19 protein-coding genes and 1 pseudogene are annotated in these 18266 nt (G+C 72.4%); 15 read left to right on the top strand and 5 right to left on the bottom strand.

Going from position 1 to position 18266, the window contains the following annotated elements; translation table 11 throughout:
• Window positions 1–59: 59 nt before the first annotated feature.
• From ACIQM0_RS28545 to ACIQM0_RS28505, 9 genes are all read left to right on the top strand, one after another.
• The gene (locus tag ACIQM0_RS28545; protein ID WP_401291965.1) at window positions 60–587 is read left to right on the top strand and encodes a hypothetical protein; all 528 of its coding nucleotides are present in this window, start codon (window positions 60–62) and stop codon (window positions 585–587) included.
• 102 nt (window positions 588–689) lie between these two features.
• A complete protein-coding gene (locus ACIQM0_RS28540) occupies window positions 690–2036 on the top strand; it encodes an aspartate aminotransferase family protein (protein WP_401291962.1) in 1347 nt (448 codons plus the stop codon).
• Window positions 2033–2989 carry an inositol monophosphatase family protein gene (locus ACIQM0_RS28535; RefSeq protein ID WP_401291959.1) on the top strand — a complete coding sequence of 319 codons (957 nt, stop codon included), beginning with the start codon at window positions 2033–2035 and terminating at the stop codon, window positions 2987–2989. The genes ACIQM0_RS28540 and ACIQM0_RS28535 overlap by 4 nt, the downstream gene beginning before the upstream one ends.
• Before the next feature lie 5 nt (window positions 2990–2994).
• Window positions 2995–3909: a diiron oxygenase gene (locus tag ACIQM0_RS28530; RefSeq protein WP_401291956.1), complete on the top strand. Its 915-nt coding sequence runs from the start codon at window positions 2995–2997 to the stop codon at window positions 3907–3909.
• Window positions 3896–4762: a hypothetical protein gene (locus tag ACIQM0_RS28525; protein ID WP_401291953.1), complete on the top strand. Its 867-nt coding sequence runs from the start codon at window positions 3896–3898 to the stop codon at window positions 4760–4762. The genes ACIQM0_RS28530 and ACIQM0_RS28525 overlap by 14 nt, the downstream gene beginning before the upstream one ends.
• The gene (locus tag ACIQM0_RS28520; protein WP_401291951.1) at window positions 4759–5826 is read left to right on the top strand and encodes an NAD(P)H-dependent flavin oxidoreductase; all 1068 of its coding nucleotides are present in this window, start codon (window positions 4759–4761) and stop codon (window positions 5824–5826) included. Before ACIQM0_RS28525 ends, ACIQM0_RS28520 begins: the two co-directional genes overlap by 4 nt.
• Complete coding sequence (locus tag ACIQM0_RS28515) at window positions 5814–6047, top strand: acyl carrier protein (protein ID WP_363030685.1); 234 nt, start codon at window positions 5814–5816, stop codon at window positions 6045–6047. The genes ACIQM0_RS28520 and ACIQM0_RS28515 overlap by 13 nt, the downstream gene beginning before the upstream one ends.
• Window positions 6048–6054: 7 nt before the next feature.
• Window positions 6055–6606, top strand: coding sequence for an MOSC domain-containing protein (locus ACIQM0_RS28510; RefSeq protein WP_401291948.1), 552 nt, complete (start codon window positions 6055–6057; stop codon window positions 6604–6606).
• Window positions 6607–6810: 204 nt separating this feature from the next.
• The gene (locus ACIQM0_RS28505) at window positions 6811–8181 is read left to right on the top strand and encodes a hypothetical protein (protein WP_401291945.1); all 1371 of its coding nucleotides are present in this window, start codon (window positions 6811–6813) and stop codon (window positions 8179–8181) included.
• Window positions 8182–8393: 212 nt separating this feature from the next.
• Here the strand turns inward: ACIQM0_RS28505 and ACIQM0_RS28500 are convergent, their stop codons facing one another.
• On the bottom strand, window positions 8394–9572 hold the full coding sequence (locus ACIQM0_RS28500) for an esterase-like activity of phytase family protein (protein ID WP_401291942.1): 1179 nt from the start codon (window positions 9570–9572) through the stop codon (window positions 8394–8396).
• A gap of 407 nt (window positions 9573–9979) precedes the next feature.
• Between ACIQM0_RS28500 and ACIQM0_RS28495 the strand changes: the two genes are divergently transcribed.
• From ACIQM0_RS28495 to ACIQM0_RS28485, 3 genes are all read left to right on the top strand, one after another.
• The gene (locus ACIQM0_RS28495; RefSeq protein ID WP_401291940.1) at window positions 9980–10246 is read left to right on the top strand and encodes a hypothetical protein; all 267 of its coding nucleotides are present in this window, start codon (window positions 9980–9982) and stop codon (window positions 10244–10246) included.
• Window positions 10243–10416 (top strand): PQQ-binding-like beta-propeller repeat protein, encoded by a 174-nt coding sequence (locus tag ACIQM0_RS28490; protein ID WP_401291937.1) that lies wholly within the window; start codon window positions 10243–10245, stop codon window positions 10414–10416. Before ACIQM0_RS28495 ends, ACIQM0_RS28490 begins: the two co-directional genes overlap by 4 nt.
• Window positions 10417–10548: 132 nt before the next feature.
• On the top strand, window positions 10549–11646 hold the full coding sequence (locus ACIQM0_RS28485) for a hypothetical protein (RefSeq protein ID WP_401291935.1): 1098 nt from the start codon (window positions 10549–10551) through the stop codon (window positions 11644–11646).
• 103 nt (window positions 11647–11749) lie between these two features.
• On the opposite strand, the pseudogene ACIQM0_RS28480 reads toward ACIQM0_RS28485, so the two are convergent.
• A pseudogene (locus ACIQM0_RS28480) lies at window positions 11750–11977 on the bottom strand (tRNA (adenosine(37)-N6)-threonylcarbamoyltransferase complex transferase subunit TsaD); the annotation flags it as partial.
• 160 nt (window positions 11978–12137) lie between these two features.
• Between ACIQM0_RS28480 and cbiE the strand changes: the two are divergent.
• Together cbiE and cobM are read left to right on the top strand one after the other, a co-directional pair.
• A complete protein-coding gene (gene cbiE / locus ACIQM0_RS28475) occupies window positions 12138–13400 on the top strand; it encodes a precorrin-6y C5,15-methyltransferase (decarboxylating) subunit CbiE (RefSeq protein WP_401291932.1) in 1263 nt (420 codons plus the stop codon).
• The gene (cobM, locus tag ACIQM0_RS28470) at window positions 13397–14146 is read left to right on the top strand and encodes a precorrin-4 C(11)-methyltransferase (protein WP_401291930.1); all 750 of its coding nucleotides are present in this window, start codon (window positions 13397–13399) and stop codon (window positions 14144–14146) included. The genes cbiE and cobM overlap by 4 nt, the downstream gene beginning before the upstream one ends.
• A 28-nt stretch (window positions 14147–14174) precedes the next feature.
• On the opposite strand, the gene ACIQM0_RS28465 is transcribed toward cobM, so the two are convergent.
• A complete protein-coding gene (locus ACIQM0_RS28465; protein WP_401291928.1) occupies window positions 14175–15290 on the bottom strand; it encodes a cobalt-precorrin-5B (C(1))-methyltransferase in 1116 nt (371 codons plus the stop codon).
• Window positions 15291–15301: 11 nt separating this feature from the next.
• Here ACIQM0_RS28465 and ACIQM0_RS28460 point away from each other — a divergent pair, with 11 nt between their 5' ends.
• Complete coding sequence (locus ACIQM0_RS28460; RefSeq protein ID WP_401291925.1) at window positions 15302–16063, top strand: cobalt-precorrin-6A reductase; 762 nt, start codon at window positions 15302–15304, stop codon at window positions 16061–16063.
• Here ACIQM0_RS28460 and ACIQM0_RS28455 read toward each other — a convergent pair.
• On the bottom strand, window positions 16048–17553 hold the full coding sequence (locus ACIQM0_RS28455; protein WP_401291922.1) for a precorrin-2 C(20)-methyltransferase: 1506 nt from the start codon (window positions 17551–17553) through the stop codon (window positions 16048–16050). The two genes, ACIQM0_RS28460 and ACIQM0_RS28455, sit on opposite strands and share 16 nt — an antisense overlap.
• A 2-nt stretch (window positions 17554–17555) precedes the next feature.
• On the bottom strand, window positions 17556–18182 hold the full coding sequence (locus tag ACIQM0_RS28450) for a precorrin-8X methylmutase (protein WP_363030929.1): 627 nt from the start codon (window positions 18180–18182) through the stop codon (window positions 17556–17558).
• Window positions 18183–18266 lie beyond the last annotated feature (84 nt).

The raw sequence follows: 18266 nt of genomic DNA, 5'->3' as shown, positions 1-18266 counted from the left end.
AATCCGGTTACTCTGCCTGGGTCGAAGCGAAAGATCGTTGATCGAGGGAGAGTTTCGCCGTGGAGATCGGAAGCACGGGAAGTGTCCTGAAGACGCTCACGCCGACCGTTCGCTGCAACGGGACGCCCCCCACGCCCGCGCTGCGCGAAGGGCCGTACTACAAGCCCGACACCCCCCTCAGAACCAGCTTCCGGGGCGATGTGGACGGAGGGGCCCCGATGGTGCTGCATGGCGCGGTGCGCACCTCGGAGGGGCAGCCGATCGGCGGCACCCTGCTCGACTTCTGGCAGGTCGGGGACGCCGGGGTCTACGACGACGACGGTTTTCGGCTGCGCGGCCACCAGTTCGCGGACGCCGAGGGGCGGTGGCGGCTGGAAACGGTGTTGCCCGCCATGTACCCGGGGCGGACACGGCACGTGCACGTGAAAGTGCAACCGCCCGGCGGAGCCGTACTGACCACGATGCTGTATTTCCCCGGCGAACGCCGGAACCACCTCGACAAGTATTTCCGGCCAGAATGCCTGATGGACGTGCGCGAGACGCCCGAGGGCTGGGACGCGTCGTTCACCTTCGTCCTGGACGTATAGACCCAGCCCCCACAATACCGACGGGAACCTGGCTTTCCCCTGCCCGGAGATATCGCTATCCGCCGTCCGCGGTGTCCGCGGACGGAAGCCGACAGGAGTCACATGGCCGACCTCATGCGCGCCCAGCACGGTGCCCGGAGTGACGCACGAAGCGATGCCCAGGAAGACGTCCGCGGCGAGGCCCGGAGCTACGCGGAGAAGCACCTGTACTACCCCGTCAGTGCGTACGAGATGGATCACGGCGAGGGCATCCACCTCTACGACAAAGACGGCAACGAGTACCTCGACTGCGCTTCCGGCACCTTCAACCTGAGCCTCGGCTACGGCCACCCCGAAGTGGTCAAAGCCATGCGGGACCAGGCAGAACGGCTGGTGCACACCACCTCGACCTTCCAGACCGCGCCCGTCAACGAGCTCGTCCGGCGGCTGGTCGAGGTCACCCCGCCGAACCTGACCAAGGTGCACCTCAAGGTGTCGGGCGGCTCCACCGCGAACGAGGGCGCGGTCAAGATGGCGCAGCTCGCCACCGGCCGCCGCGACGTCGTCACTCTGTTCCGCAGCCACCACGGCCAGACCATGATGACGACCACGATGTCGGGGGAGTCCTTCCGCAAGGCCCCGTTCCCGCACCTGATGCCCGGCGTGCTCCAGGTCCCCGACCCCTACTGCCTGCGCTGCTTCTACCGTCAGGCGGGGCCCGACAGCTGCGGCATGCTCTGCGTCGAGCGCATCAACGACTTCCTCGACCACGCCAGTTCCGGCAGCGTCGCCTGCGTGGTCGTCGAACCGGTCTCCGGCAGCGGCGGCAACATCGTGCCCCCCGACGGCTACCTGCCCGCGCTGCGCGCCCTGTGCGACGAACGGGGCATCGTCCTCGTCTTCGACGAGATACAGACCGGCATAGGCCGGGTCGGCCGGATGTTCGCCGCCGAGCACTACGGGGTCCGGCCCGACATCCTGACCACCGCCAAGGGCCTCGGCGGCTCCGGCGCCCAGATCGCGGCGATCGTCGCCGACGAGCGGATGTCCGGGCTCAGCAGCGACCACCACTCCTTCACCTACGGCGGCAACGTCCTCGCCGCCGCCGCGGCGGCCACCACCCTCGACGTGATCGGCCGCCCCGGCTTCCTGGAGAACGTCCGGGAGGTCGGCGCCCACATCATGGAACGGCTGCGCGCGCTGGCCGCCCTGCACCCCACCGTCGTGGACGTGCGCGGCCTCGGCCTGATGATCGGGATCGAGATCGGCGACGACCAGGGACGCCCGCACAGCGAACGGGCCCAGTCCCTGGCCCGGCGGGGCATGGACCACGGCCTGATCCTGCGCACCTCCCGCTACGGCCGAGGCAATGTGATCAAGATCCGCCCGCCCCTGATCCTCACCCGTACCGAGGCCGATCTGCTCTGCGACCGGCTCGAAGCACTCTTCGCCGCGGAGGCCGCCGCATGACCGGACCCGAACACCGCAGTCCCACGGACGCCGCAGCCGTACGGCAGTACGTGACCGGCCTCGCCGGAGCCGTCCGTGACGCCGTACTGGACGCCCAGCACGAGGCCGGCAGCCGCCTGGTCCGGGGCCATTCGCCGGGCGGGGACGCCCAGTTCGGCCTCGACGACGTCGCGGAGGCGGCCACCTGGAAGTACGTCGCCGACCACGACCTGCCCGTCGCCGTCTACTCCGAGGACCGCGGCCTGCAGTACCACGGCACGGACCCGGCTCACCTGCTCGTCGTCGACCCCATCGACGGCACCCGGCCCGCCGTCGCCGGTCTGGAGTCGGCCACGGTCTCCATCGCCGTCGCCCGCATGTCGCAGCGCCCGCGCATCGCAGACGTCGAGCACGCGATGCTGATGGAACTGCGCACGGGCGCCTACCTCTACGGGGACCGGGCGACACCCGGCATCACCGCGTACGGCTACGACCACCCGGTCCCGGCGCTGACCCGTACCACCGACCTCGCGCGGATGTTCTGGTCGCTGGAGTTCAACGGCCACCCCGCCCACCTGATGACCGAGGCGTACGGCCACCTCATCGACCTCTCCGCCAACACCGGCGGGGTCTTCGTCTTCAACAGTGCCACCTGGTCCATCTCCCGGCTGCTCACCGGCCAGCTCGACGCCTACGTGGACATCGGCAACCGGCTGCTGCGCGACGACCCGGCCCTGCTGCCCGAGTTCGAACGCGTCGGCAACGGCCGGGTCCTGCACCTGTTCCCGTACGACATCGCGGCGGCAGTCTTCCTCGCCGAGCGGGCCGGAGCGGTCATCACCGACGGCTACGGACAACCGCTCGGCGACACCGTCCTGACGGACCTGAGCATCGCCAACCAACGGTCCTGCGTGGCCGCGTCCACACCCGAACTCCACCGGGCCCTGCTGGCGGCCGTCCGATGGAAGGAGTGATGTCCGTGCGCCCCACGAACACCCCGCCCGCCCGACCCGTCAGCGCCCCGGCAGGGTACGACGCCGAGTTCCGGAACCTGCTCGACCGGCTCTCCGACAAGGCCACCGCGGAGTACTACAACCCCTTCACCACCTTCGACTGGCCGGCCTCGATCCCCACCGACGACCTCTGGATGTCCCCCGAGCTGCTCTCCGTCCACGGCACCGAGGTGATGGACGAACTGAGCCCCGCACAGCTCCGGACCCTGAGCAGGTGGGAGAGCGTCAACTTCTACAGCCTCAACGTGCACGGCATCCGCGAACTGCTCATCGAGGTCACCCGGCGCGTCCACACACCCGGCTTCGAGCTCCCCTCCGAGTTCTTCCACCACTTCATCGGTGAGGAGAACGACCACATGTGGTTCTTCGCCACCTTCTGCCTCAAGTACGCCGGCAAGATCTACCCCGACAAGTCCGTCAAGCTGCCCGAGACGCCGCGCGACCCGGACATCGAGAACTTCCTCGTCTTCGCCCGGATCCTGGTCTTCGAGCAGATCGTGGACCACTACAACGTCCAGATGGCCGCCGACCACCGCCTGCACCCGACCGTCCGGCACATCAACCGGCTGCACCACCAGGACGAATCCCGCCACATAGCCTTCGGCTGCCGCCTGGTGCAGCTGCTGTGGGAGCGGCTCCTCGACCGCGGCCTGGACGAGGCGGCCCGGCACGACCTGCGCAGCTACCTGGGCCGCTACCTCACCACCAGCATCGAGTCCCTCTACAACCCGGCGGTCTACCGCGACGCGGGACTCCCGGACGGCTTCGCCCTGCGCAAGCGCCTGCTCGTCCACCCCGACCGGCGGGCCGCCCACACCAAGGTCCTGCACAAGACCACCCGTTTCCTCAACCGGATCGGGGTGCTCGATGCCCGTCACTGACCCCGAGGCCACCGCGACCGCCTGGTCGGTCCGGGACGGACTGGCGACCCTCGACGAACCCGCCGTCCTGCTGAAGGACGCACTCGACGCGGTGTTCACCGGATGGGGGGTCGGGGCCGGAGCCCGGCAGCGGAGCTACCCACCGCTGTTACGGGCCGAGGAGCTGGGGGACCTCGACTACTTCCGCAACTTCCCGCACCTGGGCAGCCCGGTCACACGCATCCGCCCCGACCGGCTGGCCGCCCGCGCCGCGACCCCGGCCCGAGCCGCCGCACTGCCCGCGGCCGACCTGGCGGACGCCACCCACCTGCTGCCCTCCGCGGCCTGCTACGGCTGCTTCCTGCACCTCTCCGGCACCGGCTCCGAAGCCCCCGTGCTGATCACCACCGTCGCGCAGTGCTTCCGCAACGAGGACCACCACGACGGGCTGCGCCGGCTCTGGGGGTTCACCATGCGGGAGATCGTGTGCGTCGGCTCCGCCGCGACCGTACGGTCCCACCTCGACCGGCACCAGGAGCGGATCGCCGCCTTCGGTACGGCCCTCGGTCTCACCCTCGACCGGCAGCCCGCCACCGACCCGTTCTTCGAGAAGGACGGCGCCCGCACCGTCATGCAGATGCTCGCCCCGGTCAAGGACGAGTACCTGCACACCGACGGCACCGCCGTCGCCTCCACCAACAACCACCGCAACTTCTTCGGCGAGCGCCTTGCCATCGGCCACACGGGCCGCCCGGCCTTCACCGGATGTGTCGCCTTCGGCCTGGAACGATGGGTGCACGCCTTGGGGGACCGTTTCGAAGGGGACCTGACCGCCGCGCACCGCGCGGTACGGCGGGCGGGGGAGCGCTCGTGACCCGGTTGGCCGCCCGGCTCGGCCTCGCACTGCCTCTGCTCCAGGCGGGGATGGGCGCCGTCGCCGGGCCTCAGCTGTGCGCCGCGGTGTCCCGGGCCGGAGCGGGCGGCACCCTCGCGCTGTACAAGGAACCACCCGCGCGGGCCGCCCGGCTGGTCCGTGAGGTGGCGGCTGCCACCGGCCGGCCCTTCGGGGTGAACGTGGTCCCCGAGGTCACCGGCCCGGCCGCCTGCCTGGACCAGCTCAGGACCGTCCTGCCCGAACTGCCCCGGGGCGCGTTCGTCACCTCCTTCGGGCTGCCCGACGCCGACACGGCCGGGGCCGTCCGGGCCGCCGGGCACCCGCTGGTGGTGCAGGTCGGCACCCTCGCGGACGCGGGCACCGCCCTCGGACAGGGTGCCGACGTCCTGGTCCTCCAAGGCACCGAAGCCGGCGGCCACCTGCTCGGCCGGCTTCCCGTGGACCTGCTGCTGGCAGCCGTCCGGGCCCGCTACCCGCACGCGGTACTCGCCGTCGCGGGCGGGATCGCCACCGGACAGGACCTCGCGGACGCCGTGGCCCGAGGCGCGGACGGGGCCATGGCCGGCACCCTGTTCGTCCCGGCTGCGGAATCCACCGCGCACCCGGAGTTCAAACGCCGGGTGATCGAGGCGGCGGCCGACGACACCCTGATCACCTCCCTGTTCGACATCGGCTGGCCGCGCCGCCCGCACCGCGTCCTGCGCAACCCCCTCACCGCCACGACGGGACGCGCCCCGGCCACCTTCATCGCCACCACCCGGGTGGACGGGCGGACGTACCCGGTACCGCGCTACAGCGCGGCGGCTCCGGGGGACGGCACCACCGGCCGCGTCGAGGAGATGGCCATGTACTGCGGCCGGTCCTGCACCCGCGTCACCGCCCGGCACCCGGCCGCAGTCACCGTCACCCGGCTCAGCCGGGAGTACGAGAGAGCCCGCAGGTCCCGCGCCGCCTCTCCTCGCCCCGAGAACACCACGAGCGCGCGCACGAGCGGATCGTGCAAGCCGGACCGGACCCAGGAGAGGCAGCCATGGACGACGTGATCAAGCCGGTCGTGGACTGGCTGCGCGAACGCAACCCCACCGTCGAAGAGATACCGGAGGACCTCGACCTGATCGAGAACCGGCTGATCGACTCACTCGGCTTCATGGAGTTCATCCTGCTCCTGGAGGACCTGATCGGACGGGAACTGCAGCTCGACCAGATCGACGTGGACCAGTTCCGCACTCTCCGTTCCCTCAGGGAACACTTCCTGAAAGGGTGAACCGCCCATGGCGCAGGACCCCCCGCTGTCCGGACCCGGACGTGTCACCTCCCTGCATCTCGCCCCGCGCATCGGCGAGCCCACCTTCCGCGTCGCACAGGCCCGCGCGGTGGCGGGCCACGGCCTGGCGGGGGACCGCAACTACTGGGCCGGCGAGGGCCCACGGCCCCGGCGCAGGGGAGACGGCCGGGCGTCCGGGGTCTGCGACGTCACCCTCATCGAGGCCGAGGCCCTCGACGCCCTGGCTGACGAACACGGCATCACGCTCACCCCCGCCGAGTGCCGCCGCAACCTCGTCTGCCGCGACATCCGGCTCAACCCGCTGGTGGACCAGGAGTTCCAGGTCGGTGCGGTGATCCTGCGCGGTCTCAAACTCAGCCAACCGTGCGCCCGCCTCGAGCAACTGGTGCGCCCCGGCCTGATCCGTGGCCTGCTGCACCGCGGCGGGCTGCGGGCCGAGGTGGTCCGCGGTGGGACGATCCGGGTGGGCGACCGGATCCTCCCGCGGCCGCACGACGCGCGGTCGCTCCTGCCGGCCGTTCCGGCCCGTTTCCCCTGAGGCCGCGCGGACGGCCGCCCGGACACCCCGGGCACCGCCCCGCCCTCACGGATTCGAGGCCCCCCGTACGACCGTCCCGGCCGGCACTCCCTCGCGGAACAGCCCGCAAACCGGCGCACACGCAGCCGGGAACAGACCGTGAGTACCCATGCCCGCGGATCCGGATGATTCGCCCGGCCGTGGCCCTGCAGACAGGAAGACAGCATGGCGATCGAAGGCGCCGCCCCAGGGCGGAAGAGTGGCACGGCACCGGAGTCCGGCGCGGACGCGCCCTCGGCCGAGGCCGTGGAGCGCGCGGAACGGGCGGTCAAGGAGCTCGCCGCGGCGGGGACGGCCGTCTCGGCCCGCCGACTGGAGTGGGGCCTCGCCCTCCGCCTCGGCCAAGGGGCCGTCGACCGCCTCGCGGACCTCGACCCCGCCGGTACCGTCAACGGCTTCCGCGGCCTGGTGTCGGAGGTGCTCGCCGGATCCCTGCCCGCAGGTATGGCCCAAGCCGTCGGCGCGGCGCTGACCGGCCGCGCCGAACAGATCCGGTCGGCCGCCCGGGGCGCCGGCTGCGAGCTGCTCTCGCCATGGTCCGCACCCACCCTCCTCGCCCCGATGGCCCTCGACGCGCCGCCACGTGAGACCGGCCTGTGGTTCAGCGTGTTCACACCGGGCGCGGGCTGGGGAACCGACGCGCAGTTCACCGCCCCCTACGCCTCGGAAACCCCTGCCCTGGCCGTTTTCCGCGACGACCTGTACTGCGTCTACCAGGGCCGGGGCGACAATCCCGACCTGTGGTGGACCGCCCACCGTGCGGACGGCAGCTGGTCGGAGGACCAGTCGTTTCCCTCCCACCACACCCTGGGCAGCCCCGCCCTGGCCGTGTTCCGGGACCGTCTCCACTGCGCGCACCGTGGCGGCTCCGGGGACTGGGGCATCGCGCTGACCTCCTATGACGGCGGGACCTGGACGCCGGACCGCCCGGTTCCGCACGCCGAGAGTGTCTACGGCCCGGCGCTGGCCGTCTTCCGCGACACCCTCCACCTCGCCTACGCCGACGCCGCCCAACGGATCATGATCACCACCAGTGCGGACGGTTACAGCTGGACAACCCCGGAACCCGTCCCGGGCTGCGCCACCACGAGGTCCCCGGCGCTCGCCGTGTACGACGACGCCCTCCACCTGCTGCACGGCAACCCCAAGGACGGGGCCATCCACTGGAGCCGGCTGCGCGACACCGGCTGGGCCTCCGAGGGCGCGTTGCCGGGGCACCGTACCCGGAGCAACATCGGCCTTGCCGTCTTCGACGGCAAACTGATGTGCGTCCACCGCGATCCCGCGCGCCAGCAGCTGTGGTGGTCCGCTTTCGACGGCGCCGGATGGAGCACGGACACGGAGCTGCCGGGGCACAACAGCAAGTACGGTGCGGCGCTGGCAGTCCACCGGGACGCGACTGGAACCCGCGACCAACTCCTGTGCGTCCACCGGGGCCACGGCCAGCACTTCGTCACCGCGGCAGGGGAGGTACTGGCGGACGAGGACCCGGCGGGGCTGCACGAACTCGACGATCCGGGCTCCGCCGCCGACTGAGACCGGTCCCTCACGACGGCCGGAGCACGGCGATCCCGGCCCCGGTGCCCGGCCTCGACCGCCGACGCACCCTGCGCCCCATCCACCAAAAAAGCGGGCCGCGACCGTGAGGTCGCGGCCCGCCTTTGGTGGATACCGCACGGGCCGGAGGCGCGTGACCGGTCCGCCGCCTGAGCTCTTGGGCGGTCCGCCCGCTGCCGGCTACCGATGGCTCAGCGGATGCCGAGTGCGACGAACTGGGTGACCGCGTCGTCGGCGAAGTTGTCGTCGCTGACCAGGACCAGGGTGCGTTCGCCGTTCGACAGGGTCGGACCCCAGGTCATGCCCTCGGTGTTGTCGACCGTGGACAGGCCCACGTCGGCCAGGTCCGCGACCAGCTTCTTGCGCATCGGGACGACCCTTCGTCCCTTGAGGGAATCGATGCGCTGCACGTCGGTGGCGCCACGGGTGGTGGCGTCGAAGAGGCGGATCTTGTAGCCCGCGCCTGCCACCCAGGTGCGTTCGAGGACGAAGTAGCGGCTGGGGTCGCCGGGGTAGGCGAGAATCGTGGGCACGCCGGTGTCGGGCGGATACGTGCTGGACCCGTCGGGCGCGGTGAAGATCTTTTCGAGCGGGTAGGCGAACTGCCCGAGCACCTCGCCGTCCCGCCGCTGCTGGGTGACGCGGACCAGCGCACCGTGCTGCAGGGTCGGCTCCGGGCCGTCCTGGAGCAGCGGCCCCTCGACAGCGCTGGTGAGCACGCGGCCCCCGGCTCCGAACGTGATCGCCTCCACCGCCTTGTTCCGGCGGATGCCCCAATCGTCCATGGTGATCTTGTAGTTGGGCGGCAGCGGCAGTTGCCCGCGGTACGCACCGGAGCGGCCGGCGAACTGGATCGAGGGCTGGATCACCGGCTCGTCCGACGACTTCGGCCGGTCGCCCTCCTGCGCCCACCAGTAGTCGCAGGTCCGCGGGTCCACCCGTACTTCCTCCGGGTCCACGGCCTTTCCGTCGCCGACGCTCACCGGCGGATAGACCGCCCCGTCCGGCTGGAGGAGCGGGTGTGTGCCGGTGAAGTCGACGGAGTGCACTCCGGCGCCGTCCACCGCGATCCGGGCGGTGTAGAAGCGGGCGGGCTGGAGCACCGAACGGTCGTCGCTGATCGCGACGTACTCGCCCGTGCACGGATCCCGGTCGATCCCGGACAGTCCGCCGACCGTCGTGCCCCGGAACGGGAGCTTGTGCGGGACGATCTTCTCGCCCAGCAGACGGGCCTTCGCCCCGATGTCGGACGGTGCGGCCGTGCCGCCCCGCGTGCCGCTGTCGTCCGGCTGTGCGGCCACGGCCGGAGCCATCGTCGCCGCCAGCACGACGGCCGCGACGCATGAGCGGCGGATCAAGGAGAGTTTCATGGAGATGATCTTGGCTCGTCATGTGTGCCGAGCGCAGTCACCCATGAGTGTGATGGAGCGGCGCAATGGAGTGAGAGGGCGAGGTGTTGGGAAGTAAGGACGCCGGTTGGGGCCGCGACCGTACGCAGCGAAGCTCCGTTGTGCGGGTGAACTTCCCAAGTCCATTTCGCACAAAGATTTCTTGATGTGTCGTCAGTTCGATGGCCGAGCGAATCCCCGTCACCCGTGGCATGAGTGGACGACGATGCCCGCTGTTCCCTGGGTCCTGTGCCATCGGAGGACACGGTCCGCGATCGACGCTTCCCGCTGAAGTCCGCTTACCGCCGTGGGGACTTGGGGCTGTGGACGACCGGGATCCTATACTCGATGACCGCTACCGCCTGGTGCGTCCGTCGGGGCGCGGCGGGATGGGGGAGGTGTGGGAGGCGCAGGACACGATTCTCCGGCGGCCGGTCGCGGTCCAGGTGATCTCGGTCCTTGCCGGTGGCGGCAGTCGGGCCGACGAGGCGCGCGCCCGGTTCCTGCGGGAGGCGCGGATCACCGCCGCGCTCCACACCTTCGGCCTCGCCGCCGGTGAGCGTCTGTGGAAGGCATCCCTCAACGCGGCCTGGGCCCGGGAAACACGCTTCACGGTCATCGGCGGCACCGTACTCGCCCTCACCCAGGTCTGGTGATCGGAACCGATCCGCGTACCGGCCACCGCCGATGGGTGACCGGAGCGGGGCACGGACGCACGCTCTGGACGGGCCAGTTCGACAGCACGGCCATGGGTGAGCCTGCCGCGAGCGGCGACTCGGTCGTGTTCCTCGACGGCAGCGGCACACTGTGGGCGGTACGCGTGTAATGCGCTTCCCCGCACCTGGACGAATGTTGGCGCGATACCGGCCTTGGCCTGACATGCCCCCTATCGGTACCCGCTGTCGCGCGTGACCCTGCGAACAGGACGTTCTCGCAGGGAAGACGGGGGCTGTTCGAGATGGCGGATTCCTTACCGATCTACGTACCCGCCCTGCCGGTGCGACGCAGCGCGCTCACGGCGTACGCGCGGCTGCAACCGTGGGTCCGGGCGACCGTCGCCCCTTTGTGGACGATCCCCCCGAGGACGGGGCCGGTCCGTCTGCTCGGCCAACGGCCGACGGTTCCGTACGACCGGGACCAGCATGCTCTCGCCGCGCATGTGCGCGGCAGGACGGTCTCGATCATGCAGGCGCAGCAGGTGCTCCCGGCCTGGGTGGACGCCTTTCACGTGGAGGACGAGGCGTGGCCCGTCCGCTCGGGGCTCTGGAACTATCTGCCGGGCAGTCCGCTGAGGCCGGTGACCGGGATCGAGCGAGCGGAGTGGCAGCAGGAAGCGGCCGCGGAGGTTGCCCGTGCGAGCGGCAACGGCCTGGGCGTCCGCGTGCAGGTGCCGGAACTGCCCGACGAGCGCCGGTCCGAAGCCGTCCGGAGACTGATCGACCGTATTCGGGCCGGCGGCACCGTACCGCTCGATCTCCTGCTCGACCTGGGGGATGTGACAGATGAACACCACCGGGCCGACAAGTGGGCGCTCCGCGCATGGGATCTGCTCGGCCGTCTCCATCGCTGGCGCACCGTGGTGGTCCTCGCGGGATCGGTCCCGTGCGCGGTGACCGATCTCGCCGTGGGGGCGATGACCGAACCGCACCGCTTCGACTGGGACATCCGGCACATGATGCTGCACGCCGGGGCAGCGGTCGTGCCGCGTCTCACCTACGGCGACTACGGCGCTCAGCACACCCGCGGCGCCGACCATCCGACTGACGGGTGGAGCCCGCCGTGGGGGTTCCTGCGGTACACGACGGAGCGCACGTTCCTCCTGGCCAAGGCCGCGACGGAAGGGGAGGACCGGGCGGCGGGGGTCAGGTCGCTCGCACGGCAGATCGTCGAGACGCCGGAGTTCCGCGGCGCGGGGTTCAGCGACGGCGACCGCTGGCTCGAACAGTGCGCGCGGGGGACCGGCAGGGCAGGGACCGGAGGTGTGGGGACGTGGATCGAGGCCGGCCACAGCGGGCACATGACCTACGTCGCCCGCCAGTTGACGGAATCGGGGTGACCCCTGGCACAGTCACCCGGCCGTGACCCGCAGGTAACAGCCGTCGGACGGGCAGGCCCCAGGAGGTCCGTCACGCGGCCCCGGCGGCACGGGCGACGGGGTGCAGCCCGGCCCGGTCCAGCGCCTCCCGCGCGACGGGTGTGAAGGAGTGCACGTGCGCCCGCGCGGCGATCTCCGGGACCACTCCGCCGAACCGGGCGTGCTCGTCCATGCTCGACGCGACCGCGTGCCCGAGCAGCCGGCCGTCGTGTACGAGACCCGCGCCGGTCTCGTCGCACGAGGACTCAATGCCCAGCACCAGTGGAGACTCCACGCCCCTGCCCTCCTGCATTGTGTTACTAATCGCGAACCAGTCGCAATAAGGGTAGGTGAGTTCCACCTGGCCGGTGTCCGGCCGACGCCGGACAGTAGAGTTCGGGTGCGCCAGCCCTCCGAACACCGAGGTATCGTCCGTGACTCCCGAACCCGCCGCACACCCCGTTCCACCTGCAGTGAGCGTCGTGGGAATCGGAGCCGACGGGTGGTCCGGCCTCCCCGACACGGCACGCGCGGCGCTCATCGGCGCACAGGTCCTGATCGGCGCCGAGCGCCAGCTGGGCCTGCTCCCGCCGGAGTGCGCGGGACGGCGCGTGGCCTGGCCCTCGCCGCTGCGACCCGCGGTACCCGGCCTGCTCGCCGCGCACGCGGGGAACCGGATCGCCGTACTGGCCAGCGGCGACCCGATGTTCTACGGCATCGGCCGGGCCCTCACCGAAGTGCTCGGCGCCGACGGTCTGCGCGTCCTGCCGCACCCCTCGTCCGTGTCCTACGCCTGCGCCCGCGTCGGCTGGCCCCTTGAGGACACCGAGGTCATCACTCTGGTCGGGCGGCCCGCCGCCCGGCTGGCCGCCGCCCTGCACGACGGCCGACGGCTGCTGGTCCTCAGCGCGGACGCCGGCACCCCCGCCGTGGTCGCCGCGCTGCTGCGCGAACACGGCTTCGGACCGAGCCATCTCCGCGTCCTGGAACAGCTCGGTGGCGAGAACGAAGCGAGCACCGACGGCACCGCGGACACCTGGGCGCACCCGCCCGGCGACCCGCTGAACGTCATCGCGGTCGAATGCCGCAGCGCCCCCGGCACCCCGCGCCTCGGCGCCGTCCCCGGCCTGCCCGACGAGGCGTACGCACACGACGGCCAGCTCACCAAGCGCCACATCCGGGCCGCGACTCTCGGCGTGCTCGCACCGGCCCCGGGCGAGCTGCTCTGGGACGTCGGCGGCGGCTCGGGGTCCATCGCGGTCGAGTGGATGCGCGCCCACCCCTCGTGCCGGGCGATCAGCGTGGAGCGCGACGCCGTACGGGCCGAGCGCATCACACGCAACGCCGAACACCTCGGTGTGCCCGGCCTGCGCGTGGTCACCGGCCGGGCCCCCGCCGGCCTGGCCGGACTCCCCACGCCCGACGCCGTGTTCATCGGTGGCGGGCTGACCGTGCCCGGCCTCCTCGACGCGTGCTGGGAAGCGCTCCCGGCCGGCGGCCGCCTGGTCGCCAACACCGTCACGCTGGAGTCCGAGGCGCTCCTCACCGAGCAGTACCGCCGGCACGGCGGTGAGCTGGTCCGCCTCGCCGTCGCGCACGCCGTGCCCGTCGGCGGCTTCACCGGCTGGCGGCAGGCGATGCCGGTCACCCAGTGGTCGGTACGCAAGCCCTCGACCGGCCCGACCGCGGGGCTCCCAGTGGAAGCCCGCGCAGAACAATCAGGAGACAACAGATGACCGTGTACTTCATCGGCGCGGGTCCGGGCGCGGCCGACCTCATCACCGTGCGGGGCGCGCGCCTGCTCGCCACCTGCGGGGTGTGCCTGTACGCGGGCAGCCTGGTGCCCCCCGAACTCCTCGCCGAATGCCCCCCGGACGCCAGGCTGATCGATACCGCGCAGCTCGACATCGACCGGATCACGGCGGAGCTGACGGACGCGCACCGGGCCGGTCACGACGTCGCGCGGCTGCACTCGGGCGACCCCGCGGTGTTCAGCGCGGTCAACGAACAGATGCGGCGCCTCGACGAGGCGGACGTGCCCTACGAAGTGGTCCCCGGCGTGCCCGCGTTCGCGGCCGCCGCGGCCGCACTCAAGCGGGAGCTGACCGTGCCCACGGTCGGCCAGACCGTCATCCTCACCCGGGTGGCCAACCGCGCCACGGCGATGCCCGAGGGCGAGGACCTGGCGACACTGGGCCGCAGCGGGGCCCTGATCGTCCTGCACCTCGCCGCCAGGTACGTGGACCGGGTCGTCGAGGAACTGCTGCCGCACTACGGGGCCGACTGCCCGGCCGCCGTCGTCGCGCTCGCCTCCCGCCCCGACGAGCTCATCCTGCGCGGATCGCTCGACGGCATCGCCGAGCAGGTGAAGGCGGCGGGCGTGATCCGCACCGCCGTCATCATGGTCGGCCGCACACTCGGCGCCGATCAGTTCCGCGACAGCCACCTCTACTCGCCCGGACGCGACCGGCACACCTGCTGACGGCGCCCGCCACCCGGCGGCCGGCCGGTCAGCGGACGCTGCTGCGCCCGACGACCGTGCCCGCCCGGTCGATGCAGATGACGTCGACGGCGACCGGCGCCCCGCGCAGCACGGCCAGCGCCTCGTCCCGCGCGGCCACGGCCACCAGGTCCCCGAGGGGGACGTTCCGTGCCTGGCACGCCTGGAGCGCCGCGAGGCCCGTGTTCGCGCCGGCCACCTCGGCGGCCAGGGCCTCGTCCGCGCCGCCCCGCCGGGCCAGTCCGGCCAGGAACGGCTTGTCGACCTGGGAACGGGCCGAGTGCAGGTCGAGGTGGCCGGCGGCGAGCTTCGACAGCTTCGCGAACCCGCCGCAGACGGTCAGCCGTTCCACCGGATGACGGCGTACGTACTTCAGCACGGCGCCCGCGAAGTCGCCCATGTCCAGCAGCGCGATCTCCGGCAGCCCGTACTCCGCCACGACGGTCCTCTCCGAGGTGGAACCCGTGCAGCCCGCCACATGGGTGCGTCCGGCCGCACGGGCCACGTCCACGCCGCGCCGGATCGAGTCGATCCACGCCGAGCAGGAGTACGGCACCACGACGCCGGTCGTCCCCAGGATCGACAGCCCGCCCAGGATGCCCAGCCGCGGATTCCAGGTCGAGCGGGCGATCTCCTCGCCGTGGTCGACGGAGACGGTGACCTCGACGTCCCCCGAACCCCGGTGTGCCGCGGCGACCCCCGCGAGGTGGTCGCGGATCATCCGGCGGGGCACGGGGTTGATGGCGGGCTCGCCCACGTCGAGCGGCAGGCCGGGCAGGGTGACCGTGCCCACGCCGGGCCCGGCCCTGAACACCACGCCCGAGCCCGTCGGCAGCCTTCTGACGGTGACCCGTACGAGAGCGCCGTGGGTGACGTCCGGGTCGTCCCCGGCGTCCTTGACCACCCCGGCCGTCGCCCGCCCCCCGGCCAGCTCCTCCACCGCCAGCGCGAAGGCCGGGGTCTGGCCCCGGGGCAGGGTGATGGTGACCGGGTCGGGGAAGTCCCCGGTCAGCAGGGCGGTGTACGCGGCCGTGGCCGCCGCGGTCGCACAGGCACCGGTCGTCCAGCCGGGCCGCAGACCGGTGTGTTTGAGTTGGGCGCCGCGCCCGCCCTTCGCCTCACTCACGGATGGACCCCATGCACGTACTCGTACTCGGCGGGACCACGGAGGCCCGCCGCCTCGCCGAGCTCCTGACGGCGGCCCTGCCGGAGGGAGCCCGGGTGACCAGCTCGCTCGCAGGGCGGGTGGCCAGTCCGAGGCTCCCGCCGGGCGAGGTGCGCGTCGGCGGATTCGGCGGAGCCGACGGCCTTGCCGCGTGGCTGCGCACGCACCAGGTGGACGCGCTCATCGATGCCACCCATCCTTTCGCCGGGACGATCAGTTTCAACGCGGCGGCAGCCGCCGCGACTGCCCATGTTCCCCTGCTGGCCCTGCGCCGGCCCGGCTGGATGCCCGGCACCGGCGACGACTGGCACCCGGTCGGCTCCCTGGCCGAGGCGGCGCGGACGCTGCCCGCGCTGGGGCGGCGCGTGTTCCTCACCACGGGACGCATGGGACTGGCCGCCTTCGCGGAGCTGGACGGACTGTGGTTCCTGATGCGCTCGGTGGACGCCCCCGAACCCCCGCACCCGGCCCGGATGGAGGTGCTCCTCGACCGGGGCCCGTTCAGCCTCGACGGGGAGCGGGAGCTGATCCGCCGGCACCGTATCGACGTCCTCGTCACGAAGGACAGCGGCGGCGCCGCCACCGCGCCCAAGCTCGCCGCCGCCCGCGAAGCGGGGATTGCGGTGATCGTGGTGCGCCGCCCACCGGTTCCCGAGGGCGTCGCGGTGGCCGCCACCCCCGACCTGGCCCTCGCCTGGCTGCGCGGGGGGCCCGGGGCTCAGGCCTCCGGGTAGCGGCGCGGCGTCCAGACGATCTGCCGCCCGTCACCACGCCGCACCCAGCGCGTCTGCGAGGACCCGACGATCAGGATCGTGCGCATGTCGACCTCGGCCGGGTCGAGATCTGCCAGCCGTACCGTGCGTACGCTCTCGGCCGGTCCGCCGACGTCCCGGCCGAGGACCACGGGCGTGTCCGGCGACCGGTGCTCCAGCAGCAGGTCGCGGGCCTTGCCGACCTGCCAGGTCCGGCTGCGGGAGCCGGGGTTGTACAGCGCGAGCACCAGGTCCGCGGAGGCCGCCGCGCGCAGCCGTTCCGCGATGACCTCCCACGGCTTGAGCCGGTCCGAGAGCGAGAGCGTGGCGTAGTCGTGGCCCAGCGGCGCTCCGGCGCGGGCGGCGGCCGCGTTGGCCGCCGTCACACCCGGCAGCACCCGCACCGGCACGTCCGCGTACTGCTCCTGGGAGGCCGCCTCCAGGACGGCCGTCGCCATGGCGAAGACCCCTGGGTCACCGCCGGACACCACGGCCACGCGCCGTCCGCGACGCGCCAGGTCCAGGGCGAACTCGGCGCGTTCGGACTCGACCTTGTTGTCCGAGCCGTGCCGCAGCTGCCCGGGGCGGACCGGCACCCGCTCCAGATAGGTGGTGTAGCCGACCACGTCGTCGGCGGCGGCCAGCACCCCGCGGGTCTCGGGCGTGAGCCACAGCGGTCCGGCGGGTCCGGTGCCGACCACGGCGACCTCACCGCCGCCCGGGGTGCGTTCCGGGCGGGGGGCGTCGATCCTGCTGGGCAGGACCGCGACCGCGAAGTACGGCACGGAGTCGGCGTCGATCCCGGCCAGCTCGCCCGTGCGCTCCCCGGCCATCGTGGCGCGTTCCACGTAGTGGGCCTCCGGCAGCCGCCCCGACGCCTCGAAGGCGCGGCGGACGGCGGGGAAGGTGCGGCCCAGCTTCATCACCACCGCGGCGTCGGTGGCGGCGAGCCGGGCGGTGAGCTCCTCCTCCGGCAGGGTGCCGGGCAGGATCGTCAGTACCTCCTCGCCCTCGGCGAGCGGGGTGCCGAGCCGGGCGGCCGCGGCGCTGACCGAGGTGACTCCGGGGATCACCTCGGTCGGGTAGCGGTCGGCGAGGCGCTTGTGCATGTGCATGTACGAGCCGTAGAAGAGCGGGTCGCCCTCGGCGAGCACCGCGACCGTGCGCCCCGCGTCCAGGTGCACCGCCAGGCGGGCCGCCGCCTCGGTGTAGAAGTCCTCCATCGCACCCCGGTAGCCGCCCGGGTGGTCCGTGGTCTCCGTCGTGACGGGGTAGACCAGGGCCTCCTCGATGTGGTCGGCGCGGATGTGCGCGGCCGCGATCGACCGGGCGATGGACCGTCCGTGCCGGGCGCTGTGATAGGCGACGACATCCGCTTCGGCGATGACGGCCACGGCGCGTACGGTCATCAGGGCCGGATCGCCGGGGCCGAGCCCGACCCCGTACAGCCGGCCGTTCCTCTGCTCGCTCACGCTTACTCCTCCTCGCTGGCGATGGCGTTGAGGGCGGCGGCCGCCATGGCGCTGCCGCCGCGCCGGCCGCGCACGATCAGGTGGTCGAGGCCGGACGGGTGCGCGGCCAGGGCGTCCTTGGACTCGGCGGCGCCGATGAAACCGACCGGGACCCCGATGACGGCGGCGGGGCGCGGTGCGCCCTCCTCGATGAGTTCGAGCAGCCGGAACAGGGCGGTGGGCGCGTTGCCGACGGCGACGACCGCACCGTCCAGCCGGTCGCGCCACAGCTCCAGGGCGGCCGCGCTGCGGGTGGTGCCGAGTTCCGCCGCGAGAGCGGGCACCGACGGGTCGGACAGGGTGCACACCACCTCGTTGTCCGCGGGCAGCCGCTTGCGGGTGACACCGCTGGCGACCATGGCCACGTCGCACAGGATGGGGGCGCCCGCCCGCAGCGCCTCGCGGGCACGGGCCACCACGTCCGGGCTGAAGGCGAGGTCGCGTACGAGGTCGACCATGCCGCAGGCATGGATCATCCGGACCGCGACCTGGCTCACATCGGCGGGCAGGCCGGACAGGTCCGCCTCCGCGCGGATCGTGGCGAAGGACTGGCGATAGATGGCCGGTCCGTCCTTCTCGTACTGGTGCACAGTGCTGTCGCTCTCTTCATCGGGCGGGGAAGGGGCCATGGGGCATGGGGCGGGGAAGGGCCCCGGGCGTGGAACGTACAGGTG

Origin of the sequence: Streptomyces sp. NPDC091387 (assembly GCF_044756945.1) — a bacterium.
In the GTDB taxonomy this organism is placed as follows: Bacteria; Actinomycetota; Actinomycetes; order Streptomycetales; family Streptomycetaceae; genus Streptomyces.
The sequence above is the reverse complement of the archived record's forward strand: the minus strand, read 5'-3'. Positions and strand labels throughout refer to the sequence as shown.